Annotated in this window: 16 protein-coding genes and 4 tRNA genes; 13 read left to right on the top strand and 7 right to left on the bottom strand. The window is 60.7% G+C overall.

Going from position 1 to position 22,920, the window contains the following annotated elements; translation table 11 throughout:
* Positions 1 to 26 precede the first annotated feature (26 nt).
* Together gppA and rhlB are read right to left on the bottom strand one after the other, a co-directional pair.
* On the bottom strand, positions 27 to 1,517 hold the full coding sequence (gppA, locus tag LA321_RS06295) for a guanosine-5'-triphosphate,3'-diphosphate diphosphatase (RefSeq protein WP_042071389.1): 1,491 nt from the start codon (positions 1,515 to 1,517) through the stop codon (positions 27 to 29).
* 13 nt (positions 1,518 to 1,530) lie between these two features.
* Positions 1,531 to 2,820 (bottom strand): ATP-dependent RNA helicase RhlB, encoded by a 1,290-nt coding sequence (rhlB, locus tag LA321_RS06290; protein ID WP_042026823.1) that lies wholly within the window; start codon positions 2,818 to 2,820, stop codon positions 1,531 to 1,533.
* 113 nt (positions 2,821 to 2,933) lie between these two features.
* On the opposite strand from rhlB, the gene trxA reads away from it, so the two are divergent.
* From trxA to fre, 5 genes are all read left to right on the top strand, one after another.
* Positions 2,934 to 3,260: a thioredoxin TrxA gene (gene trxA / locus LA321_RS06285; protein WP_026455765.1), complete on the top strand. Its 327-nt coding sequence runs from the start codon at positions 2,934 to 2,936 to the stop codon at positions 3,258 to 3,260.
* 207 nt (positions 3,261 to 3,467) lie between these two features.
* The gene (rho, locus tag LA321_RS06280; RefSeq protein WP_005342418.1) at positions 3,468 to 4,733 is read left to right on the top strand and encodes a transcription termination factor Rho; all 1,266 of its coding nucleotides are present in this window, start codon (positions 3,468 to 3,470) and stop codon (positions 4,731 to 4,733) included.
* A gap of 179 nt (positions 4,734 to 4,912) precedes the next feature.
* On the top strand, positions 4,913 to 5,914 hold the full coding sequence (locus LA321_RS06275; RefSeq protein WP_042071391.1) for a hypothetical protein: 1,002 nt from the start codon (positions 4,913 to 4,915) through the stop codon (positions 5,912 to 5,914).
* A 33-nt stretch (positions 5,915 to 5,947) separates the two neighbouring features.
* Positions 5,948 to 7,414 (top strand): 4-hydroxy-3-polyprenylbenzoate decarboxylase, encoded by a 1,467-nt coding sequence (ubiD, locus tag LA321_RS06270; RefSeq protein WP_026455763.1) that lies wholly within the window; start codon positions 5,948 to 5,950, stop codon positions 7,412 to 7,414.
* A gap of 161 nt (positions 7,415 to 7,575) precedes the next feature.
* Positions 7,576 to 8,274: an NAD(P)H-flavin reductase gene (gene fre, locus LA321_RS06265; RefSeq protein WP_042071393.1), complete on the top strand. Its 699-nt coding sequence runs from the start codon at positions 7,576 to 7,578 to the stop codon at positions 8,272 to 8,274.
* Between the two features lie 199 nt (positions 8,275 to 8,473).
* Here the strand turns inward: fre and LA321_RS06260 are convergent, their stop codons facing one another.
* The 3 genes from LA321_RS06260 to LA321_RS06250 are packed head-to-tail and all read right to left on the bottom strand — an operon-like array spanning position 8,474 to position 13,308.
* Positions 8,474 to 11,554 (bottom strand): multidrug efflux RND transporter permease subunit, encoded by a 3,081-nt coding sequence (locus LA321_RS06260; protein ID WP_042026819.1) that lies wholly within the window; start codon positions 11,552 to 11,554, stop codon positions 8,474 to 8,476.
* Between the two features lie 15 nt (positions 11,555 to 11,569).
* Entirely contained in the window at positions 11,570 to 12,703 is a 1,134-nt protein-coding gene (locus LA321_RS06255) for an efflux RND transporter periplasmic adaptor subunit (RefSeq protein WP_042026818.1), read from the bottom strand.
* Positions 12,700 to 13,308, bottom strand: coding sequence for a TetR/AcrR family transcriptional regulator (locus LA321_RS06250; RefSeq protein ID WP_042071396.1), 609 nt, complete (start codon positions 13,306 to 13,308; stop codon positions 12,700 to 12,702). Before LA321_RS06250 ends, LA321_RS06255 begins: the two co-directional genes overlap by 4 nt.
* 251 nt (positions 13,309 to 13,559) lie before the next feature.
* On the opposite strand from LA321_RS06250, the gene LA321_RS06245 reads away from it, so the two are divergent.
* The 5 genes from LA321_RS06245 to LA321_RS06225 all read left to right on the top strand — a co-directional run bounded on the left by LA321_RS06245 (position 13,560) and on the right by LA321_RS06225 (position 14,707).
* Positions 13,560 to 13,636, top strand: a tRNA-Arg gene (locus LA321_RS06245).
* A 51-nt stretch (positions 13,637 to 13,687) separates the two neighbouring features.
* Positions 13,688 to 13,763: transfer RNA gene (locus tag LA321_RS06240), tRNA-His, on the top strand.
* 20 nt (positions 13,764 to 13,783) lie between these two features.
* Positions 13,784 to 13,869: transfer RNA gene (locus LA321_RS06235), tRNA-Leu, on the top strand.
* 72 nt (positions 13,870 to 13,941) lie between these two features.
* Positions 13,942 to 14,018 (top strand) — tRNA-Pro (locus tag LA321_RS06230).
* Positions 14,019 to 14,197: 179 nt separating this feature from the next.
* Positions 14,198 to 14,707 carry a ricin-type beta-trefoil lectin domain protein gene (locus tag LA321_RS06225; RefSeq protein ID WP_042071398.1) on the top strand — a complete coding sequence of 170 codons (510 nt, stop codon included), beginning with the start codon at positions 14,198 to 14,200 and terminating at the stop codon, positions 14,705 to 14,707.
* A 30-nt stretch (positions 14,708 to 14,737) separates the two neighbouring features.
* On the opposite strand, the gene pyk is transcribed toward LA321_RS06225, so the two are convergent.
* Positions 14,738 to 16,228, bottom strand: a complete 1,491-nt coding sequence (pyk, locus tag LA321_RS06220) for a pyruvate kinase (protein ID WP_042071400.1) — start codon at positions 16,226 to 16,228, stop codon at positions 14,738 to 14,740.
* A gap of 66 nt (positions 16,229 to 16,294) precedes the next feature.
* Complete coding sequence (locus LA321_RS06215; protein WP_026455756.1) at positions 16,295 to 17,632, bottom strand: MFS transporter; 1,338 nt, start codon at positions 17,630 to 17,632, stop codon at positions 16,295 to 16,297.
* A gap of 314 nt (positions 17,633 to 17,946) precedes the next feature.
* On the opposite strand from LA321_RS06215, the gene LA321_RS06210 reads away from it, so the two are divergent.
* The 3 genes from LA321_RS06210 to LA321_RS06200 are packed head-to-tail and all read left to right on the top strand — an operon-like array spanning position 17,947 to position 22,917.
* A complete protein-coding gene (locus LA321_RS06210) occupies positions 17,947 to 19,206 on the top strand; it encodes an ABC transporter substrate-binding protein (RefSeq protein WP_082043405.1) in 1,260 nt (419 codons plus the stop codon).
* On the top strand, positions 19,203 to 21,656 hold the full coding sequence (locus tag LA321_RS06205) for an ATP-binding protein (protein WP_042071403.1): 2,454 nt from the start codon (positions 19,203 to 19,205) through the stop codon (positions 21,654 to 21,656). Before LA321_RS06210 ends, LA321_RS06205 begins: the two co-directional genes overlap by 4 nt.
* The gene (locus LA321_RS06200) at positions 21,640 to 22,917 is read left to right on the top strand and encodes a sigma-54-dependent transcriptional regulator (RefSeq protein WP_042071405.1); all 1,278 of its coding nucleotides are present in this window, start codon (positions 21,640 to 21,642) and stop codon (positions 22,915 to 22,917) included. The genes LA321_RS06205 and LA321_RS06200 overlap by 17 nt, the downstream gene beginning before the upstream one ends.
* The last annotated feature ends 3 nt before the right edge of the window (positions 22,918 to 22,920 follow it).

The raw sequence follows: 22,920 nt of genomic DNA, 5'->3' as shown, positions 1-22,920 counted from the left end.
GGTCTGCTCCTTGATGGGAGAGGGGCTCAGGCTTCCTGCAGGCGGGTGGGCCAGCCCATCTTCTGCTGGCGCTCTACCTCGAGGCGCAGCTCGCTGGCGCGCAGATAATGCTCTTCCAGCCAACCCTTGGGCAGGGTCAGGGTCAGGGCATCCTCTTCGGCTTCAAGGGTGAAGTGGGGCACAGTACCCTGGGTGCGGCGCATGCAGAGGATCAGGGCGATGCGCAGGATGCGGGCCAGCCGGATTGCTTGGCGAGCCGTCACGGCGCCCTGCTTCTCCAGCGGTTCCAGCTTGAACTCATCCCGCTGGTTGAACAGCAGGGCTGACAACAGCTTCTTCTGCGCCGGGGTAAAGCCCGGCATGTCGATGTTGTCGATAATGTAGGCGGCGTGCTGGGGTGCCTTTTTGTACTCGATGCACAGACCGATCTCGTGCAGCAGAGCCGCATAGCGCAGGATCGGACGACCATAGCGCTTGGAGAGGCGCCAGGCCGGTTGCAGCTGGGTGAACGCCTCGATGGCGGTATCGCGCACCCGCTCGGCGTGCTCCTTGTCCAGCTGGTAGCGATTGATCAGGCTGTCTGCGGTGCGATCCCGGGCGTCACAGTCGTGATTGTTGCCGAGCAGGCCGTAGATCAAGCCTTCGCGCAGGGCGCCGCCGGCCAGTGTCATGCTCTCGATGTCGAGGGTTTCGAAGATGGCGATCAGGATGGCGAGGCCGGAGGGGAACACGGTCAGCCGTTCGGCCGCCAACCCTTCCAGCTGCAGCTGATCCAGCCGACCGCAGGCGATGGCCTGTGCCATCAGCTCCTGCAATTTCGGCAGGGTGACCCGTTCGCTCTTGCCCTGAGCCATCATGATCTCCTGCAGCGCCTGGACCGTGCCGGAGGCGCCGACGCAGGTACGCCAGCCGAGAGTGCGATATTCGTCAGCCACTCTCTCCAGCACCGTTTTGGCGGCAGCGATGGCCTGGTTGAAGCGGGTTTCGGAGAGCTCGCCGTCACCGAAGTGGTTGTTGAGCCAGGTGACGCAGCCCATGTGCAGGCTGTTGAGCAGTTTCGCCTCGCTGTGCTCGCCGATCACCAGCTCGGTGCTGGCGCCGCCGATGTCGATCACCAGCCGGTTGCCTTCCCCCGCCGAGGTCCAGGAGACCCCCTCATAGATGGTCTTGGCCTCTTCCTCACCCGAGATGATCTCGATGTTGTGGTTGAGTACCCGTTCCGCTTCACTAAGGAATTCATCGACGTTGGTGGCCAGACGCAGGGTGGCGGTACCCACTACCCGGATGTTGTCGGCCGGAATGTCCTGCAGCTGTTCGGCGAACAGGCGCAGACAGTCCCAGCCCCGTTCCATGGCTGCACGGCTGAGACGAAATTCGGCATCGAGTCCGGCGGCGAGGCGTACCTTGCGTTTGACCTTGGTGACGGTGCGCAGAGCGCCAGCGACCTCGCGCACCACCAGCATGTGAAAGCTGTTGGAGCCGAGGTCGATGGCCGCATAGAGAGGCGAGTTGTGCAACTGGGCCGATCCTTCAGCTCTTGCGGGGAGGACGACGGCGATTGTTGCTGTTGCCACCACCCTGGCGATCCCGCATGTTGCGGTTCACCGGCTGACGATTGCGGAACACCCGCTTCGGCGGAGTCACGTCATCCAGCAGCGCCTCGCGATCATACTTGCTGACCGGGATCGGGTGGTGGATGTACTCCTCAATGGCCGGCAGGTTGAAGGCATAATCTTCACAGGCCAGGCTGATGGAGTGACCGCTCTTGCCGGCACGGCCGGTACGACCGATGCGGTGGACATAGTCCTCGCAGTCGTCGGGCAGGTCGTAGTTGAAGACGTGGGTCACGTCGGGGATGTGCAGACCACGGGCGGCCACGTCGGTGGCGACCAGAATGTCGAGGGAGCCCTTGGTGAACTCTTCCAGGATCTTCATCCGCTTCTTCTGCGGCACGTCACCGGTCAGCAGGCCGACACGGTGGCCGTCGTTTTCCAGCCAGGCGTGGACGTCTTCACAGACATGCTTGGTGTTGGCGAAGACGATGGCTTTCTCCGGCCACTCTTCTTCCATCAGGGAGAGCAGCAGCAACATCTTGTCTTCGTTGGAGGGGTAGAAGAGCTCCTCCTTGATCCGCACGCCAGTCATCTGTTCCGGCTCAACCTGCACGTGTTCCGGATGGTTCATGTGCTCGTAGGCCAGCTCCTGCACGCGCAGGGAGAGGGTGGCGGAGAACAGCATGCTCAGACGCTCGGTGGCGGGCGGCATGCGGCGGAACAGGAAACGGATGTCCTTGATGAAGCCGAGATCGAACATGCGATCCGCTTCGTCCAGCACCACGACCTGAATGTTGCTCAGATCGATCACCTTGGACTTGAAGTAGTCGATGATGCGGCCAGTGGTGCCGATCAGGATGTCGACGCCCTGCTCCAGCACGGCCAGCTGCTTGTCGTATCCTTCGCCACCGTAGGCGAGGCCGAGTTTCAGGCCGGTGCTCGCAGCCATGCTGTCGGCATCGTTGTAAATCTGTACTGCCAGCTCCCGGGTGGGGGCCATGATGATGGCTCTGGGTTGGTTTACCAGGCGGGGCTTGGTCAGTGGATGAGTCAATAGATAGTTGAATGTCGCCGCCAGGAAGGCAATGGTCTTGCCGGTACCTGTCTGGGCCTGACCGGCGAGGTCATGGCCTTCTACCAGCAGTGGCAGAGACAGTGCCTGGATAGGCGTACAATAATGAAATCCCTTTGCTTCCAGACCAGCCAGAACTTCGGGTTCGAGGCCCATTTGGGCGAATTTGTCGGTCGTTAAGTGTGTTTTGCTCATGGCGGTAGGTTATCAGGTTAGGCTTGCAATAATAAACAGGATCATTTCAAATAGGGCAACTATTGCCTTTATTGACATGTCAATAAAGTCTTATTTACTGACTGGAGTTGGAGATGAGTGACAAGATTGTTCAGCTGAGCGATGCCAGCTTCGAGGCAGATGTAATCAAAGCCGATGGTGCCGTTCTGGTAGACTTCTGGGCCGAATGGTGTGGTCCGTGCAAAATGATTGCCCCGATCCTGGAAGAAGTTGCCCAAGAGTACGCCGGTCGCGTGACCGTTGCCAAACTGAACATCGACCATAATTCTGATACTCCGCCCAAGTACGGCATTCGTGGTATTCCGACCCTCTTGCTGTTCAAGAATGGCGAAGTGGCAGCGACCAAGGTCGGTGCACTGTCCAAAACTCAATTGAAAGAGTTCCTGGACGGCAACCTGTAATAATCCAAGAGGAGCGCATTGCAATAATGCGCTCCTTGTGTTTTATCACCTAGACGCTCACCCCGATTGGTGCTAATTTATCGCTCGTTTGCTAACCTTTTTGCCTGACTCTTTGCTCACACATCAGCCCGGCAAATCAAATCCGATCAGCATCAATCCAGCAGACTGTCTCCTCATTTCAATCCTTGCTTACAGACTTTCACCACTATGAATCTGACTGAATTAAAGAACACTCCTGTGTCTGAGCTGGTCAAGCTCGGCGAATCCATGGGGTTGGAAAATCTGGCTCGGGCGCACAAGAAAGACATTATTTTTGCCATCCTCAAGGCGCACGCCAAGGGTGGTGAAGATATCTTTGGCGACGGTGTGCTGGAAATCCTGACCGATGGTTTTGGCTTCCTGCGCAGTGCAGACGGCTCCTACTTGGCGGGTCCTGATGACATCTATGTCTCCCCGAGCCAGATCCGCCGCTTCAACCTGCGCACCGGCGACACCATCTCCGGCAAGATCCGGCCACCGAAAGAGGGCGAACGCTACTTCGCACTGCTCAAGGTCAACGAGGTCAACTACGACCGTCCGGAAAACTCTCGCAACAAGATCCTGTTTGAAAACCTCACTCCGCTGCACGCCAACGAGCGTCTGCGCATGGAGCGTGGCAACGGTTCGACTGAAGACATCACCGCCCGCGTGCTGGATCTGGCGTCCCCCATCGGTAAGGGTCAGCGCGGTCTCATCGTCGCTCCGCCCAAGGCCGGTAAGACCATGCTGCTGCAGAACATCGCACAGAGCATCGCCTACAACCACCCGGATTGTGAACTGATCGTCCTGCTGATCGACGAGCGTCCGGAAGAAGTGACCGAGATGCAGCGGATGGTGAAGGGTGAAGTGATCGCCTCCACCTTCGACGAGCCGGCGTCCCGTCACGTCCAGGTCGCCGAGATGGTGATCGAGAAGGCCAAGCGTCTGGTCGAGCACAAGAAGGACGTGGTGATCCTGCTGGACTCCATCACCCGTCTGGCCCGTGCCTACAACACCGTCATCCCGTCATCCGGCAAGGTACTGACCGGTGGTGTGGATGCCAATGCCCTGCACCGTCCGAAGCGCTTCTTCGGTGCCGCGCGCAATGTTGAAGAGGGCGGCAGCCTGACCATCATTGCCACCGCGCTGATCGATACCGGCTCCAAGATGGATGAAGTCATCTACGAAGAGTTCAAGGGTACCGGCAACATGGAACTGCACCTCTCGCGCAAGATCGCCGAGAAGCGTGTCTACCCGGCCATCGACATCACCCGCTCCGGTACTCGCAAGGAAGAGCTGCTGACCACCGGCGACGAGCTGCAGAAGATGTGGATCCTGCGCAAGATCGTTCACCCGATGGGCGAGATTGACGGCATCGAGTTCCTCATCGACAAGCTGGCGATGACCAAGACCAACGACGAGTTCTTCGACGCCATGCGGCGCCAGCAGAAGTAATCCGGTCAAGAAATGACGAAACCGCGGCCCAGGTCGCGGTTTTTGTTTATGGATTGGCCGCTCGCCTGAGTACTATGAAAGACCATTGAGGCGTTGAGCATGCATGGCCGGGCGCAGGGATGCCGGCCATATGCCAGAGATGGCCTCCTAATTTTCGATGTCACAAGGATGGAGACGTCATGACAATCCGCATCATCTTGTTGCTCGCAGCCCTGGCCGGCGCGCCACCCCAGCTGACCGCTGCCACGGCTCCTGTGCTGGTGGCCGATGAGGGGGTACCCGAGCATCTCACCTATCTCACGGATCGCTTGCAACAGGAGCAGTATGCGGCCATTGATGCGCTGCTGGACTCGTTGGCCCTCGGTCAACGGGAGTACCTGCTGAGCAAGCTGCTGGCGACCCTCGAGCAACAACCGGCTCCCGCCAGTGCGGACCAGTTGGTCTGGGTGCGAGCCCAGTCGGCCAGAGTGCCCGGCTGGTTGGTCGAAAAGGAGACGAACGGTTTTCTGGTACAGCAGCCTGCCTATGATTTTGCCGCCCAGGCGCGCCTGTTGTTGTCGCGCTGGCAGCAGCAGGCCTGGCAGGAAGAGTATCGCCAGCAACTGGCCCTCGGCCGCTTCCAGTTCAAATCCATCTATTACCGGGCCAACCCCGAATTGGCCCAGCAGCAACAGGCGCTGCTGCAGGCCCTCGAGCAACTGCCGTTGCCAGTCTGGCTGCGAGAGGCGCGTCAGCTGGCCTCCCAGAACATCTACCTGCCCGACAACCGTCTGTTGTTGCAGCTGTTGCAGCGCACCGGGGAGCCCGGGCTCTATGCCAGATTGTGGCGCCAGCCGGTGGATCAGGATGCCCTGGCGGCGCTGCCCACCATCAACCGTTTCCATCAGGGCGTGGTGGCGAGCAGGCTGCTGATCGAGGCCAGCGCCAATCCTCAGCTGAAAGGCGCAGCCCTGCACCAGCTGGGCACCCTCTCCCCCTTGCCGGAGCAGGCGAGGAGCTATCTGCTGGCCGAACTCACCAATCGCCAGTATGGCGCTCAGGTGGTTGCCCTGTTGCTGGAGGTGGACGAGCCCCTGATGCTCTCGGCGTTGGCGAAACACCTGGGGCGCCGTGATATGCCCCCCATTGCACCTAGCCTGTTGCCCGATTCGGGTACACCCGGTGTGACACCAGGGTTATAATGCAGCACACCCTGAATCCGGTTGGGAACCCGCATGAAATACAAGGACTTGCGTGATTTTATCGCGCAGCTGGAACAAAACGGACAACTCAGGCGCATCACGCGCGAGATAGATCCCTATCTGGAGATGACCGAAATCAGCGATCGCACCCTGCGTGCGGGGGGCCCGGCCCTGCTGTTCGAAAACCCCAAAGGTCACACCATGCCGGTGCTGACCAACCTGTTCGGTACGCCGGATCGGGTCGCCATGGGCATGGGACAACCGGATGTGAGCGCCCTGCGTCAGGTCGGGGTGTGGCTCTCCTACCTGAAGGAGCCCGAGCCGCCCCGCGGCCTCAAGGAGCTGATGGAGAAGCTGCCGATCTTCAAGCAGGTGCTCAACATGCCGACCAAGCGTCTCTCGTCCGCCCCCTGCCAGCAGGTGGTGCTGGAGGGGGATGCGGTCGACCTGGACCAGATCCCGATCCAGCACTGCTGGCCGGGGGACGTGGCACCCCTGGTGACCTGGGGTCTGACCATCACTCGCGGCCCCTACAAGAAGCGCCAGAACCTCGGCATTTACCGCCAGCAGAAGATCGGCAAGAACAAGCTGATCATGCGCTGGCTCGATCATCGCGGCGGTGCCATCGATTTTCGCGAGTGGCAGGAGGCCCACCCGGGCGAGCGTTTCCCCGTGGTGGTGGCGCTCGGTGCCGATCCGGCGACCATACTCGGCGCCGTGACGCCGGTGCCGGATACCCTCTCCGAATATGCCTTCGCGGGGTTGCTGCGGGGCAGCCGTACCGAGGTGGTTAAGGCCATCAGCTGCGATCTGGAGGTGCCCGCCAGTGCCGAGATCGTGCTGGAGGGTTATCTGGAGCCGGGCGAGATGGCACCGGAAGGGCCGTACGGGGATCACACCGGTTACTACAACGAGGTGGACGAGTTCCCCGTGTTTACCATCACCCACATCACCAAACGCCGTGATGCCATCTATCACAGCACCTACACCGGCCGTCCGCCCGATGAGCCGGCGGTGCTGGGGTTGGCACTCAACGAGGTGTTTGTGCCGCTGCTGCAGAAGCAGTTCCCCGAGATCGTCGACTTCTACCTGCCGCCGGAGGGCTGTTCCTACCGGATGGCGGTGGTGACTATCAAGAAGCGTTACCCGGGCCACGCCAAGCGGGTGATGCTGGGGGTCTGGTCCTTCCTGCGCCAGTTCATGTACACCAAGTTCGTGGTGGTGTGTGACGACGACGTCAACGCCCGCGACTGGAAAGACGTGATCTGGGCCATCACCACCCGGATGGACCCGGCCCGCGACACCACCCTGATCGAGCACACGCCGATCGACTACCTGGACTTCGCCTCGCCGGTCTCCGGGCTCGGCTCCAAGATGGGGCTCGACGCCACCAACAAGTGGCCGGGGGAGACCAACCGCGAATGGGGTCAGCCCATCGTCCAGGATGAGGCGGTGAAGCAGAAGATCGATGCCATCTGGGATGAGCTGAATATCCTTTGAGAAGAGTGAGCGGTGGCCTGACCGGCCACCGCGCCGCAAAAGAGAGATGCCATTTCGCCTGAATTGGGTATTCTCGACGGGCAAGACCAAGTCGCTGGTCACCCGTTCACAGTGAATCAATGAGCGAAAGCGGGCCGAGCGAGCCCGTTACAAGGACAAGAATGCAACGTATCAAGTGCCGCGTAGAGGAACTGCGCGAATATGTCGACACCATCTGGCACGTGGCTCTGACGCCGCTACAAGAGGTCAGTTTCAAGCCGGGCCAGTATCTGCTGGTGGTGATGAGCGATTCGGACAAACGTCCCTTCTCCATCGCCAACTCGCCGACCCGTTCCGGCGTGCTGGAGCTGCAGATCGGTGCCACCCCCGAGAACGCCTACGCCGGCCAGGTGCTGGCCCGCATGCGCGAGCAGGGCGAGATCGAGGTTGAACTGCCGGCTGGCAAGGCCTTCCTGCGCGACGAATCTCCCCGTCCGCTGATCCTGATGGCTGGCGGCACCGGTTTCTCCTATGCCAAATCCATTCTGGAATACCTGATCGCGACCGGCAGCAAGCGTCCTGTGTTCTTCTACTGGGGCGTGCGTCAGGCGCACTGGCTCTACGAGCAGGAGCAGATGCAGCAGTGGGAGCGCGACTATGCGCCGCTCACCTACATCCCCGTGGTGCAGGAGCCGGAAAGCGACTGGACCGGCAAGACCGGGCTGGTGCACAAGGCCATCATGGATGACTTTGTCAGCCTGCACGACTACGACATCTATGTGGCCGGTCGCTTCGAGATGGCGGGGGCCGCGCGAGAGGAGTTCAAGATCCTCGGCGCCGAGCCGGAGCGCATCTTCGGCGATGCCTACGAGTTCATCTGATATCGGGGGCCGCCAAGGCCCCTTTTTGTTGCTCCCTGTTTACTGGCTGCCGATGATGTGAGGCCTTCCCCGTTTGTGCACTGCCGCCACTCATGAACTACGGCGTGGCCTTACCCAAGCCTCGATAAAAAAACACCCCGCTTCTGGCGGGGTGTTTTGTTGCTGGGGTCCACGGCAGACCTCTTGGTGATGGACGCGCTCAGTGTCCGCCGTTGGCCTTGGGCGGAATGGTCTCGTCGAATACCGGCAGCGGCTTGTGGGTGGAAGCCAGGAAGGTGTAGATCACCGGCAGCACGAACAGGGTGAACAGGGTACCGATGGCTAGCCCCGCCACGATCACGATGCCGATGCTGAAGCGCTGGGCTGCCCCTGCGCCGGTGGCGTAGAGCAGCGGGATCAGGCCCGCAATCATGGCGGCCGTGGTCATCAGGATAGGACGCAGACGTACTTTGGCGGCCTGCATGACGGCCTCCATCCGGTTCACGCCGCGCAGCAGTTGCTGCTCCTTCGCCACTTCGCAGATCAGGATGCCGTGCTTGGTAATCAGACCCACGAGCGTGATGAGGCCCACCTGGGAGTAGATGTTCATGGTGGCCAGTCCCCATGCCAGGGCGATCAGGGCGCCGCTGATGGCGAGCGGCACCGACACCATGATCACCAGCGGGTCGCGGACCGATTCGAACTGGATCGCCAGCACCAGGAAGATGATGGCCAGGGCCAGGGCGAAGGTGGCGTAGAGCGCGTTACCCTCGGTCACGAACTGGCGGGCTTCCCCCATAAAGTCGTAGCGGTAACCTTGGGGCAGCTTCTCTTCGGCGGTGGCCTTGAACCAGTTGATTGCATCCCCCATGGCGACGCCCGGAGCGGGTACGGCACCAATGGTGGCCGAGTTCAGCTGATTGAAGTGGGGCAGGGCGCGGGGCTCACCGACCACCTCGATGCTGATGAGGCTGCCGAGCGGGATCGACTTGCCATCGGCGGCGCGCACGTAATACCCCTTGATGGACTCGGGGTTGAGACGATATTTGCGCTCGACCTGCGGGATCACCTCATAGGAGCGGCCATCCAGGTCGATCCGGTTGACGTAGCCATCCGCCATCATGGTGCCCATGGTGATGCCGATGTCCTGCATGGTGATGCCGTAGGCGCCGGCCTTGTCCTTGTCGATGCGGATCTTCATGGTGGCGGAGTCGTAGTTCAGATCGAGATCCGAATAGACGAACTGGCCGTTGGCCTGGGTCGCCGCCAGCATCTCGCCGGCGATCAGGAACAGGCTCTCGAAGCTGTTCGGCGTGGTGATGACGAACTGGATCGGCAGGCCGCTGGAGGCACCCGGCAGTTCCGGGAACTGGAAGGTGGTGATGGCCATGCCGGGGATGTCCTTCACCAGGCCGGCGACCCGGTCCAGCACCTCTTTCTGGCTCGCTTCACGCTGGCTCCAGGGCACCATGGAGGCGATACCGAACGCCTGATTGGAGTTGAACACCCCGGAGAAGACCTGGGAGAAGGCGATCTCCGGCTGGTCGTCCAGGATCTTGTTCACGTCCGCCATGGTGTTTTCGATGTAGTCCAGGTTGGCGTTGGAAGGCGCCGTGCCCAGCACCGCCATGACCCCCTTGTCCTCCGATGGGGCCAGCTCGCTCGGGATGAACTTGAACAGCAGAGGCAGGCTGGCGAACACGATGACGGCGAATACCACCACCACGAGACGCTTTTGCATCACGGCGTGCAGCATGCTGTCGTAACGGTCGGTCATGCGGTCGAGCAGGTGGTGCACCTTGCTCTCGAACTTGCCCGGCTGCTCGTTGGCCTTGAGCATCTTGGCACACATCATGGGTGACAGGGTCAGGGCTATGATGCCCGAGACGAACACGGCGCCAGCCAGGGTCAGGGCAAACTCCTTGAACAGGGAGCCGGTAATGCCCCCCATCAGGGCGATCGGCGCATACACGGCCGCCAGGGTGACCGTCATGGCGATGACGGGCACGGCGATCTCGCGGGTACCTATGATGGCGGCACGGAACGGCTCCTCACCCTCCTTGATGTGGCGATCCACGTTTTCCAGCACCACGATGGCATCGTCCACCACCAGGCCGATGGCCAGCACCATGGCCAGCAGGGTCATCAGGTTGATGGAGAAACCGAACATGTCCATCACCATCACCACGCCGATGAGACTCAGGGGGATGGTGATGATGGGGATGATGACTGCCCGGAACGAACCGAGGAACAGGGTGATCACCACTAGTACGATGGCGGCCGCCTCGAGGATGGTCTTGATCACCTCGCTGATGGATTCGTTGATGGCGATGGTGGAGTCATACAGCACGTCAGCCTGCAGGGTGCTCGGCATGTTGCGCTTCAGGCTCGGCAGCAGCTCCAGCACATCGTGGGCGATGTTGATGGGGTTGGCGGTCGGGGCGGCGTTGACCGCCATGACCACGGCCTCGCGGCCGTTGGCGCTGGCGCGGTAGATGTCGTGGCTCTTCTCCAGGGTCACCTTGGCGATGTCGGAGAGGCGGATCACCTTGCTGTCGCGAGTCGCAACCACCAGCCGCTTGAGCTCGTCCGTGTCGCTCACCTGGGTTTCGGCATTGCCGTTGAACAGGGTGAAATAGCCGGTGGCCTGGCCGGTGGCGGACTGATAGTTGTTGCTGTTGAGCACCGTCATCACGTCGCTGGCGGTCAGGTTGAAGGCCGCCATCTTGGCCGGATCCAGCCACACCCGCAGGGCAAACTCGACGCCGCCATATAGATCGACCTTGGAGACGCCCCCCACGGTAAACAGCTGCGGCTTGATGACCCGCTCCAGATAGTCGGTGATCTGGCTGGAGTTGAGCTCCGGGCTGGTGAAGCCGAGGTAGAGCACTGCCGTGGTGGAGCCGGTGGAGGAGGTGACCGAGGGGTCTTCCGCCTCTTTCGGCAACTGGGAGCGCACCGAGTTGACCTTGGCCAGGATGTCGGACAGCGCGGCGTTAGGATCGGTGTTGAGCTTCATGTAGGCGGTGATGGTGGAGCTGCCCAGCTGGCTGGAGGAGGTCATGAAGTCGATGTTGTCGGCTTGCGCGACCGCCTGTTCGAGCGGCTGGGTAATGAACCCCTGGATCAGGTCGGCACCGGCGCCATAGTAGCTGGTGCTGACGGTGATCACCGTATTGGTCACCTCGGGGTATTCCCGTACCTGCATCTTGAAGATGGCCTGAAAGCCCAGCAGGGCGATCAGAAAGCTGAGCGAGATCGCCAGCACAGGCCGTTTGATGAAAATGTCAGTAAATCGCATCGCTGATCTCCGCGCTTACAGCATCGGGGTTTGTGCCGGGACGGCCAGGGCATCGTTTTGGACCACGCGCACCCTGGTGTCGTTGCTCAGGCGTACCTGGCCGGAGAGCACGATTTCGTCGCCAGCCTGGATGCCGGAGAGCACGTGCACGTCGTTGCCGCGACGCTCGCCCGCCTTGACCACTACCTGCTTGGCTCGTTTGACCTTCACCTTGTTGCCATCCTTGTCGGTCTCCTCGCTCTCCTTGATCACGTAGATGTTCTGACCGTAGAGGGTGAAGGAGATGGCGGTCTGCGGGATCACGATCTGATCTTTCACCGTTGGCAGAATGATGCTGGCGCGGGCAAACATGCCGGATCGCAGCTGGCCATCGTTGTTCGGGATGTCCGCCTGGACCTGGATCAGGCCGCTCTGGAAGTTGACGGCGGGCTCGATGGCGGAGATATGGCCATCAAACCGGGTCTGGGGGTAGGCATCCACCTTGATTTCGATGGGCTGGCCCAGGGTGATCTTGGAGATGTCAGTCTGGGGCACGGTGAAGCGCAGGCGCATCACGCTGGTATCTTCCAGCCGCACGATATCTGTGCCCGGTTGCAGATACTGGCCGAGGAAGACGTTGCGCAGGCCGACCATGCCGCTGAAGGGGGCACGCACCTCGCGCCGGGCTATGGTGGCCTTCAGGCTCTCGATGTCGGCCTCAAGCGAGCGATAGGCTGCTTCAGCCTCATCCAACTGCTCCTTGGAGATGGAGCTGGTCTTGTAGAGGTTCTGGAAACGATCGAACTTGGCCTTCGCAGCCGGCAGCTTGGCCTGGGAGGCGCGCAGATTGGCTTTTTCCACACTGGAGTCCAGGCTCAGCAGCAGCTGGTCTGCCTTGACCGGCTTGCCCGATTCGAAGCTGATGGCATCTATGGTGCCCGCCAGCTCGGTGGAGAGAGTGACCCCCTGATTGGGCTCGATGAAGCCGATGGCTTCGATGGTGGGCACCCAGTCCTGTGCCTTGGTGACCATGGAAGTCACCGGGAACTCGGGCTCCGGCCGGTTGGCCAGATAGTCGGCAATCATCTTCTGCTTGAACACATTGAAGCCGATCACGCTGCCAAACAGGGCAATTGCGATCAGCAACATAATGGCCATCCATTTTTTCATGAACAGGCTCCTGAGGTGGAAATGTGGGGGGATAAAATGGCATTCCAGCTGGCACGAATGGCAGTCTCCAACTGCACCTCGGTCAGCGTAAAGTGGTGAACCCTGCATTGCAGGGCCAGATGCATGACACAATCCAGGCTCAACACCTGCAGTGCCCGTATGGGTAAATCCACAAACAGCTTCTGCTCAACGCCCCGGGCAAAAAAACTGTCCAGTGGCCCCCATGCAGCCAGCATGACCGGCTCGGTTTCCAGTGCGGCTCCCAAAGGAGAGCTTTCATACTGCAATTTGCACTTGATGGCGTTGGGGTCGTTGACAAAGATGGCGTGGATATTTCGCCATATCTTTTGAAACTGCTCAAATGAAACCTTTTCAACATCCACACCGGCCATCACCATGGGGACACACCGCAATATGGTGTGCTGATACAGTTGCCGGATCAGGTCATCCTTGTCGCTGAAGTAGCGGTAGATGGTGCCGGTCGCCACATTGGCTTTTTTGGCTACCTCGGCGATCGACAGGCCGTGAAAACCCCGTTCACCCAGCACTTCATGGGCTGCGTTGAAGATGCTCTCTTTTTTGTCCTGGTTTTTATCCTGACTCATCGGCATCACCTTGTGAATGAACGTTCATTCATTCTAGATGGGCCTTAAACCAAGTCAAGGCAGCAAACCGATTCGTATTGGCTACACGGGGGTTGCAGCCGAAAAATATCCCTGCCCGGTGGAATATCTCGTCACAGACGCTAAAAAAGTGCTCAATGTGTTTGAAAAAACAACGGTTGATTCAGCAAAAGAAAAAAAGTGTAGACAAGCATGCCCCCCATCATTAATATCGTGCCCCGTTCGACAGCGTAGCGCCCGTAGCTCAGCTGGATAGAGCGCTGCCCTCCGGAGGCAGAGGTCACAGGTTCGAATCCTGTCGGGCGCACCATCAAAAGTGCGCCGGTTAAACGGGCGGTGTTGTGGAACGAAAACAGCTGTGGTGGCTGTAGCTCAGTTGGTAGAGTCCCGGATTGTGATTCCGGTTGTCGTGGGTTCGAGCCCCATCAGCCACCCCATTTTACAGCTTGTCAGGTACGCGAAGGTGGCGGAATTGGTAGACGCGCTAGCTTCAGGTGTTAGTGCCCCCCGGGTGTGAGGGTTCGAGTCCCTCTCTTCGCACCATACTTGCTGTATAACGAGGATGACCTTTTGGTCGTCTTTGTTTTTTGAAAAACACTATTTTTAAAATAGTCTCGGTGATTAGCGCAGCCCGGTAGCGCATCTGGTTTGGGACCAGAGGGTCAAAGGTTCGAATCCTTTATCACCGACCAATTTCAGAAAAACCTCGCTTCGGCGAGGTTTTTTGCTTTCCGGCGTCGCCATTTCCTGCCGTTTCCCCGTCACGTCTGTTTACATTTTTGCTGGTTCCTCCCAACCCGGCTTCGCGTATGCTGGGCGCAGATCCGCAGCAAGCGGGCATCATGGATCACATTTCAGGCAGATATCTCATATGCACCCTCATTCCGTTCGCGTCAGTATGCTGGCGCTGGTTGTCGTGGTGATCAGCGGCTGTTCGTACAAGCCCACGCCAGACGATCTCCTGATGGGCTCTGCACCTATGCAGCGCACCGATATCACATCCGCTTTGGTGACCAGTGCAGGCTTCTGCGTGACCCGGAGTGGCCAGCAGCTGCTTACCCAACCCTGTGACGAGAGCGCCAATCAGCAGTTCAGCTGGGATGCAGGTGCGCTGGAGTTGGCCCGAGGCTGCCTGGTCGCCAGCGGCCGGAGCGAACTGGCCGTGGCCGAGTGCCAGGAGACGAGCCATCAATGGCAGTGGCAGGGGGATCGCCTGTTCAATCGGCAGGCCGCGCTTTGCCTGGATGTGGCAGGACGTCGTCACAAGCCGGGTACCCCGCTGCGCTTGGCGGAGTGCTTTGGCGGGGCCAACCAGAGTTTCGAGTGGAAGCGTGAAGAGAGTCTGCTGGAGCAGCTGGAGTTGAAAAGCCTCATCCGTTGAGGCTTTTCGTCCATTCGGGGTGACTTGAACTCAGTGCGAGTGGCTGACAGCGACCGTGGCGGGGGCCGCCGGTACGGGTTGATGGGCGATGCCGCTCAGGGAGACCAGACGGCAGACATCCTCATGGCCTGCCCCTTCAAGGGAATCGAGGCGGCTAATCAGCAGGGAGTGGATGCCATCCAGCTGATCGGCCTGTTGCAGGGCCGCGATCAGGTGCTCGTGATGGGGCTGGGGAGCATTTTCCTGAAAGAAAATCGGTGTGACCCCGCGCAGTATGGTCATCTGGTTGAGCAGCTGCGGATTGTCCGACAGCGCCCAGATCGGGTTGTGGAGACCCCCGCGCGAAATGGCGATCACCGCCTCTCCCTGATTGGTCAACACGGCGATTCCGCAGGAGCGATCCTGACTGAAGGCGGAGGTCATGGCGGCCAGCGCCATGCAGCGGCCCGAGTGGTCGGCCTGGCTGCTCTCCCGGCGCCAGCGTGGCTGTACGGGTTCCATCTCCTGCTCGGCACCCAGCGCGATGCGCGCCATGGCCTCGACCGCCTCGACCGGATAGAGTCCCGCCGCCGATTCGGCTGACAGCATCACGGCATCGGTGCCATCCATGACCGCATTGGCCACGTCCAGCACCTCGGCGCGGGTCGGCATGGGGTTGCCGATCATGGACTCCATCATCTGGGTGGCGGTGATGACGGGACGACCCAGGGCGCGGCAGCGCTTGATCAGCTTCTTCTGTACCCCCGGCAGGCGGGCATCCCCGATCTCTACCCCCAGATCGCCACGGGCGACCATGATGATGTCAGAGGCTTGAATGATCTCGTCCATGGCTTCGACGGATGCCACTACCTCGGCCCGTTCCACCTTGGCGACGATGGCCGCCTTGCTGCCGGTGGCGCGGATGAGGGTTCTTGCCTCTTCGAGGTCGGCGGCGCTGCGGGGGAAGGAGACGGCCACGAAGTCAGCCTCCAGCTGGCGCGCAGTAAGGATGTCTTCCTTGTCCTTAGTGGTCAGGGCCGGGGCGCTCAGGCCACCACCCAGTACGTTGATGCCCTTGCGGTTGGAGAGGATGCCGCCCACCAGCACGCGGGTCACGACCTGTTCCCCTTCCACTCGTTCGACATGCAGCTGGATGCGGCCATCGTCCAGCAGCAGGGTGTTGCCTGCCTGCACTTCCTGAACCAGCGCCGGGTAGTCGGTGCCGACCCGATATTGGTCGCCCTGATGGCTGCCGAGGCCGGCATCGATCACGAAGGAATCACCGATCTGCAGCCGGATGCTGTCATCGGCGAAGCAGGCGATGCGGATCTTGGGGCCTTGCAGGTCGGCCAGAATACCGACATGGGTGTTGAGGCGGGCGGCAGTGGCGCGGATCCGCGTGGCCAGCGCCAGGTGCTGCTCCGCAGTGCCGTGGGAAAAGTTCAGCCGAAAGACGTTGGCTCCCGCCAGGATCAGCTTTTCCACCATGGCTTCCGATGAGCTGGCGGGGCCCAGAGTGGCAACAATTTTGGTCTTGCGCATGGGTTACTCCTGTTGCGACGACGTGAAAAAGGGTGGTCACCGGACCACCCTTTTTATGGGCAAATATCAGTAGTTGACGACTTTCTTGGCGTTCCACACCGTCATGGCGAGCAGCATGGAGACCACGGAGGCACCCAGCCAGAAGTATTGGGCGTTGCTGAAGTCGTAGCGGGTCACGCCGTCGATCACGTCGGTCTTGATCAGCGCGGAGGAGACCAGTTCCTGAATGGAGGCGGCGATGTAGGAGCACAGGCCGATGAAGCCTTTCACCGCACCGACCGCAGTCTTGGGCATCAGGTCACAGGCAGTCAGACCGGCCAGGAACACCACCAGACCACCGATAGCATAACCGATCAGGGCGAGGGCGACGGCATCCATCATGCGGCTCTGCGGGCCCCAGAACATCAGGCACATACCGGCGATGTTGGCCAATCCGTACAGCAAGGTCGGGATGTGGCGGTTGGCGTTGAACACCTTGTCAGAGATGATCCCGGCCAGGATGGCACCGAGGAAACCGGCGATGGGGTAGGCTGACATGGCGAAACCGGCATCGATCAGGCTGTAACCCTTCTGCTCCTGCAGATAGAGCACGGCCCAGGAGCTCATGGCGTAGCGGGACATGTACATGCAGGCACAGGCGGCGGCGATGAGCCACACGGTGGGCTGCTTGAGCACGAACAGCTGGGCACGGCGAATTTCGGCCGGCTCCACTTTCTTGGAGATCTCCGGTTCTTCACCAAAGGCAACGGCAGGTTCCGGCAGGCCGTAGGTCTGCGGGCGATCCTTCAGCACCAGGTACATGCACAGAGCGGCGATCAGGGAGGCGATACCGGCGCCGATGAAGCCGGCTTTCCAGCCGAAGTAGCTGACGATGGTCGCGGTCAGGATCCAGGAGATGCCTTCACCGATGTTGCGCGAGCCGCCCCAGACCGAGTAGACGGAGCCCCGCTGCTTGGGCGAGAACCACTGGAAGATGGAGACGCAGGACGGTGCCGAGCCGACGGACTGGAACCAGCCGTTCAGACCCCACATCAGGACCAGGAAGAAGGTGGCGGTGTTCATGCCCATCAGGATGGTACAGATGGACGACAGGCCGAGGGCCACCGACATGAAGCGGCCGATGTTGGCGTAGTCGGACAGGAAGCCGTTGGAGAACTTGCCGACGGCGTAGGTGAACAGGAAGGCAGAACCGATGACGCCCAGCTCTTCCAGGGTGACCACGCCGGAGTCCAGCATGGGCTTCTTGACTACGTTAAGGCTCATACGAACTACGTAGAACATGGCGTAACCGAGTACCAGGCCCAGGAAGACCTGCCATTGGTACTTGCGGTAAATCGAGCGAATTTTATCTGGCGAGGCATCCATGACCGGTAGGTCTGCTCGCGTCTTGAAGAAGTTGAACATGGTGTTCTCCGTTTCTATTTTGGCAGCATGGTTTCAGAGGAAGCTCTGATCACGGATGCCATGATATGAAGGGAGAAATTAAGGCGGCAAAAAGTCGGAAATGAGTCACTTATGACTCGAGCGAGGGAAAACCATGAGTCAGAAATGGCATATTCTGACTGTCCTATTGATAAGCGATGAATAACAATAGTCATATCACCAGAGAGATATGAGTCAGAATTGGCTCATCCCCTCTCTAATAAAAATAATGTGAACTACCAATTATTAGATGTACCGCACATAATCCGTTTTTGATAGTGAGCAGAACGACCCCCATGTCTCTATTTTTTCGACTGCTGCCTGTGAGTCTGGTGGCTATTTTGTTGCCCTTTGGCGCCCCTCAGGCCGGGTCACTGACCGTGCTCACCTCTTTTTCGGAGACGCCGGTCAAATCGGTGATAGACGGATTCGTTCAGCAATATCCCGGGATCCGGGTCGAGGTTATTTATCGGCGAACTATCCCCTCTTTGCGCTTATTAACGGAGGCAGAGGCGCCATCGGTCGATATTATCATGTCATCGTCACCGACATTTTTTAACACCCTCGATAAAGAAGGTTTACTGGCTCCCTTGCCAACGGCCACCATTCCACCGGATTGGTTGAGTCCCCATACCCTGGGATTAAGCAACAAGGTGGCGGTGGTGGGATATTCCAGCAGCGGCATCATGTATAACCGTCACTATCTGGCCAAATATCAATTGCCACAACCCGGCAGCTGGCAGCAGCTGGCGTCGCCGGTGTTCATGGGTCACGTCATGATGAGTTCTCCCTCCCAGTCCGGCACCACCCACATGATGGTGGAGAGCATACTGCAACAATATGGCTGGGATCGGGGCTGGGCCCTGCTGATGCGCCTTGGCAGCAACCTCTCCGCCATCACGGCGCGCAGCTTCGGGGTGAGTGACGGTATTGCCCGCGGTCTGGCGGGGGCCGGCCCGGTGATCGACAGCTATGCCCTCAACAGCCAGGCACTCTTCAAGCATATCGGCTTCAGCACCATGGCGGATTCGGTGATCCTGCCGACCTACCTCGGGGTGCCCCGCAGCACGGACAATCCACAGAACGGTGCCCTGTTCATCCAGTACCTGCTTTCCGACAAGGGGCAGGCGATCATCGGCACCCCCGGCATGGCCAAGGCGACCCTGAGTCAGCCCGAGCTGGCCAGGCAGACCCATTACGTGACCGACAAGGCGCTGCTCTACCGGCGGGCGGGTCTGCTCAAGGCCCTGTTCGAACAGACCATCACCCAGCAGTTGCCCAAACTGAAGATGACCTGGCGGGGGATCAACGGGGCGGACACCCGAAACGATCCCGAACGGATCAAGCTGGTCGAGCAGGCGAAGGTGCTGGCGAGTACGCCGCCGCTAAGCGAGCAGGAGGCCAGGGATCCGGCGCTGCTGGCGCTGTTTGACGGCATGTACGAGCGGGATCAGAGCAACCCACAGGCCGAGCGCGTGATGCACCAGTGGCGCCAGACGACGGAGGCGCGGCTGAACGAAGCGCAGCGGCTGGTCGAACAGGCCAGCAAGCCATGAGTCGCCTGGGGCGCAGCCTGCGTCTGCCGAGCAGCCTGGGACGGCGCCTGATCCTCGCCTTTCTGGCCATCACGACCCTGACCGGGATAATGGGGATGGCGGCCTACATGGTGTGGGATCGGCTGGGGCAGCAGGTCAACCAGATCGTCAGGGAGAGCCTGCCCGCCATCGGCAGCGCCTACCAGCTGGAGCGGGCCAGTTCCCGTCTGCTGTTGCTGCTGGCACAGTTGCGGGATACTCGGGACCCGGTGCAGTACAAGCGGCTCTCCCTCTCGGTTTCCACCACACTGCAGGATATCCAGAATGCCTACCTGCTGGGGTCGCAGGATGATGACGAGGCGCTCTCCCAGCAGCGGGCCTTCGAGGATCTGAGCGCTCTGGTGGCGGATCACGCCCGCTACCTGAAGCAGCAAATCGTCCATGCCGAGACGTTGCAGCAGCTGCAAAAGCGCAGCAACTGGCTGCATCAGGATCTGGTGGACGACGTGGCGCCCCTGCTGCAGGAGGTGGAGTGGCACCTGACCAGCATGGTGACCAGCTCTGACGACATGAGCGAATTTGGCAACGTCATCAAGGAGTTTTCCGCCCTGCAGGACCTTACCTTCAAGGAGAACGAGCTGCAGGCGCTAGTCAATGAGGTGATCGACCAGCGCTACCAGCAGGATCTGGAGAGCGCCTTCCTGTTTATCGGTTACAAGATCGATGAAATGGACGAACTGACTTCCCGGCTGGCCGAGTACCCCTCTACCGTCAGCTATCGCCAGATCCTGCAGGATATCGTCACCCTGGTGAAACCGAATGGCCAACTGCACCGGCTGTTGCAGGCCGATGCCCTGACCCATCAGCGGCTGATGGCCTTGCGTCCGAAGCTGGACGATGCCGTCTCGCGCTATCACCGGAAGGTCAGCCAGACGGTGAGCGAGGCGAACCGCTCTCTCCACGTGCTTGGCAACAACAGCAGCCAGATGGTGGCGACCGGCAAGCTGGTGATCCTGGTGGTGCTGGCCCTCGCCATCCTGCTCAGCATCTTCGTGCTGGTGGTGCTGATCGGGCGGCGGCTGATCGGGCGGCTCGATGTGCTGGGCCAGGATCTGGCCCGGGTCGCGGCCGGCAAGATGGATGTGCCGATCCAGACCAGCGGACGGGACGAGATTGGCCAGCTGGGCGAGAACCTGCGCCACTTCTGCCAGCAGCTGCAGCAGATGGAGCGCTCCAACGCCCTGAACCTCATCAACAACACCCAGGCCTGCCTCATCACCTGTTATCCGGACGGCACCATAGAATCGGTCAACCCGAGCGCCTTGACCCTGTTCAGGCAGGCGACTATCAGCCCGGATCTGCCGCTGTGGCAGGTTTTCCCCGAGGAGGCTGGCGCCGTGCTGGCCAGCCAGTTTGAGCCTGATCAGCCGCTGCACCGGTTGGGTCACAGTGAATGCACTGTCGCCACCGGTCCCCACGACGAGCCGCGCTTCCTGCACTTCAACCTGCGCCGCTTCGAGCAGGGACGCGGTTATCGCTTCATCATCACGGTCACGGACGTGACCCGCCAGGAGCTGACCGCCAGGGAGCTGGGCCAGCTGGTGGAGGAGCGCACCCGCGAGCTGACCGAGAACAACCGCCTGCTGGCGGCGGAGGTAGTACAGCGCCAGCAGGCCCAGCGCAACCTGCTGCAGACCCAGGATGAGCTGATCCAGGCGGCCAAGATGGCGGTGGTGGGGCAAGCGATGACCAGCCTGGCTCACGAGCTCAACCAGCCCCTGTCGGCCATGATGACGTATCTTTACACCAGCCGTACCGCCCTCGGGGCCGGAGAGTTCCAGCTGCTGGACAAGGATCTCGGCAAGATAGAGATGCTGGGCCAGCGCATGAGCCGCATCATCAATGCCCTGCGCAACTTTGCCCGCAAGTCACCGACCGAGGAGACCCGGGTTCGGCTCGATCTCGGGGAGCTGGCGGATCAGGCGCTCCTGCTGCTGGAGACCCGGGCCAAGCGGGATGGTTGTGCCCTGAAAAATGAGCTGCCCGCCGGGCTCTGGATCGAGGCCGATCCCGTGCTGGTGGAGCAGGTGCTGGTCAATCTGCTGGTCAACGGCATGGATGCCATCGCCGGGCGGGATATCCGCGAAATCCGTCTGTTGCTGCTGGAGCAGAATGGCAGCCAGCTGAAGATCGGGATCGCCGACAGCGGCGCCGGTTTTGGCGAGGCCATACTGCCCAGGCTGTTTACCCCCTTCACCACTTCCAAGGAGGTGGGGCTGGGCCTGGGGCTGACCATCTGTCGCTCCCTGCTGGCCCGCTGTGATGCCGGGATCTTGCTGGGCTCTGACTTAGGGGGAGGGGCCATGGTGATCCTGGAATTTGGCGAGCCCCCGTCGGCCCGGTCGCAGGAGGGCGCCGAATCCGAAGCGTATTTGAATGAGGAGAAGTCAGTCGATGTTGTTACCCCGTAGCCGCCCGGCCAACGTGTTGCTGGTGGATGACGATGAGGACGTGCTGGAGTCCTATTGTCACCTGCTGAGGCTTTCCGGCTATCAGCCCAAGGCGACCACCTCCCCCCACGAGGCGCTGGATCTGCTGGCCAGCCAGTGGCCCGGTGTGGTGGTCTCCGATATTTACATGCCCGCCATGAATGGCATGGAGTTGCTGACCCGGGTGCACGAGATCGATACCGAGATCCCGGTCATCATGATCACCGGCCATGGCGACATCCCCCTGGCGGTGAAGGCGGTGAAGCAGGGGGCATTCGACTTCCTGGAGAAACCGCTCAACCCGCAGGCCCTGCTGGGGCTGCTGGAGCGGGCTTGCAAGCAGCGCAGCGAGGTGCTGGCGCGACGCAACGAGATCCAGGAGACGATCGACGACGAGCTGATCGGTACCAGCCCGCAGATCGTCGCCATCCGCAACCAGATCAACCAGCTGGCGCAGACCGACAAGGATCTGATGCTGGAGGGGCCGGCTGGCTCGGGACGCCACACCCTGGCGCTGCTGCTGCACAAGATCAGCGCCCGCAGGGAGCAGGCCTTTCACTTGCACGACTGCGCGTCGGCAAGTTCGCTGGCCGAAGTGCAGGAGAGCCTGGCGCAGGCCGAACAGGGGACTCTGGTACTGCAATCGCCGGCCCGGCTGACGGCCGAGTGCCAGCGCTGGCTCGGCAACCATCTGCTGGAGCAGGAGCGCAGAGGGGGCAAGTCGCTGCGCACCATAGCGCTGTTCGAGGAGTCACCGGAAGGGCTGGTGGAGCAACAGCAACTGATGCCCGAGCTCTACTACTTCCTCTCCCAGGTGCGACTCAAACTGCCCCGCCTGGTCGAGCGCAGCTGTGACATCATCCCCCTGTTTCGTGCCTTCCTGCGCCAGGGGTGCAAGCGGATTGGCAAGCCGGTGCCGGCGGTCGATCGCGCCTATCTGGAGACCCTCAAGCGTCACCAGTGGCCAGGCAACCTGAGGGAACTTCGCAACGTGGCCGAGCTCTATGCGGTGGGCATCGTCAAGCTGGCCGGGGTAGAGCGGGCCATGCCGCTCGCCAATGCCAAGGAGCCGCTGGACGATCTGGTGGAAGAGTTCGAGCGGCGAGTGATCGAGGATACCCTGTTCCTGTTCTCCGGCCGAGTGACCGAGGCAGCCCAGTACCTCGGCATCCCGCGCAAGAAGCTCTATCTGCGCATGAAGAAGCACAATCTCGACAAGGATCAGTTCAAGCCCGCCGGCTGAGCC

Origin of the sequence: Aeromonas enteropelogenes (assembly GCF_020097295.1) — a bacterium.
GTDB classification, from domain to species: domain Bacteria; phylum Pseudomonadota; class Gammaproteobacteria; order Enterobacterales; family Aeromonadaceae; genus Aeromonas; species Aeromonas enteropelogenes.
Note: the sequence above shows the minus strand (reverse complement) of the source record. Positions and strands in the feature narration are given on the sequence as shown.

Bases quoted from the DNA above. Each gene is read 5' to 3' on its own strand.
- LA321_RS06255 (WP_042026818.1), bottom strand. From the start codon at position 12,703: ATGAAAAAATGGATGGCCATTATGTTGCTGATCGCAATTGCCCTGTTT.
- pyk (WP_042071400.1), bottom strand. From the start codon at position 16,228: ATGCGCAAGACCAAAATTGTTGCCACTCTGGGCCCCGCCAGCTCATCG.
- LA321_RS06205 (WP_042071403.1), top strand. From the start codon at position 19,203: ATGAGTCGCCTGGGGCGCAGCCTGCGTCTGCCGAGCAGCCTGGGACGG.
- LA321_RS06210 (WP_082043405.1), top strand. From the start codon at position 17,947: ATGTCTCTATTTTTTCGACTGCTGCCTGTGAGTCTGGTGGCTATTTTG.
- trxA (WP_026455765.1), top strand. From the start codon at position 2,934: ATGAGTGACAAGATTGTTCAGCTGAGCGATGCCAGCTTCGAGGCAGAT.
- ubiD (WP_026455763.1), top strand. From the start codon at position 5,948: ATGAAATACAAGGACTTGCGTGATTTTATCGCGCAGCTGGAACAAAAC.
- LA321_RS06260 (WP_042026819.1), bottom strand. From the start codon at position 11,554: ATGCGATTTACTGACATTTTCATCAAACGGCCTGTGCTGGCGATCTCG.
- LA321_RS06275 (WP_042071391.1), top strand. From the start codon at position 4,913: ATGACAATCCGCATCATCTTGTTGCTCGCAGCCCTGGCCGGCGCGCCA.
- rhlB (WP_042026823.1), bottom strand. From the start codon at position 2,820: ATGAGCAAAACACACTTAACGACCGACAAATTCGCCCAAATGGGCCTC.
- LA321_RS06200 (WP_042071405.1), top strand. From the start codon at position 21,640: ATGTTGTTACCCCGTAGCCGCCCGGCCAACGTGTTGCTGGTGGATGAC.
- LA321_RS06215 (WP_026455756.1), bottom strand. From the start codon at position 17,632: ATGTTCAACTTCTTCAAGACGCGAGCAGACCTACCGGTCATGGATGCC.
- rho (WP_005342418.1), top strand. From the start codon at position 3,468: ATGAATCTGACTGAATTAAAGAACACTCCTGTGTCTGAGCTGGTCAAG.
- LA321_RS06225 (WP_042071398.1), top strand. From the start codon at position 14,198: ATGCACCCTCATTCCGTTCGCGTCAGTATGCTGGCGCTGGTTGTCGTG.
- LA321_RS06250 (WP_042071396.1), bottom strand. From the start codon at position 13,308: ATGAGTCAGGATAAAAACCAGGACAAAAAAGAGAGCATCTTCAACGCA.
- fre (WP_042071393.1), top strand. From the start codon at position 7,576: ATGCAACGTATCAAGTGCCGCGTAGAGGAACTGCGCGAATATGTCGAC.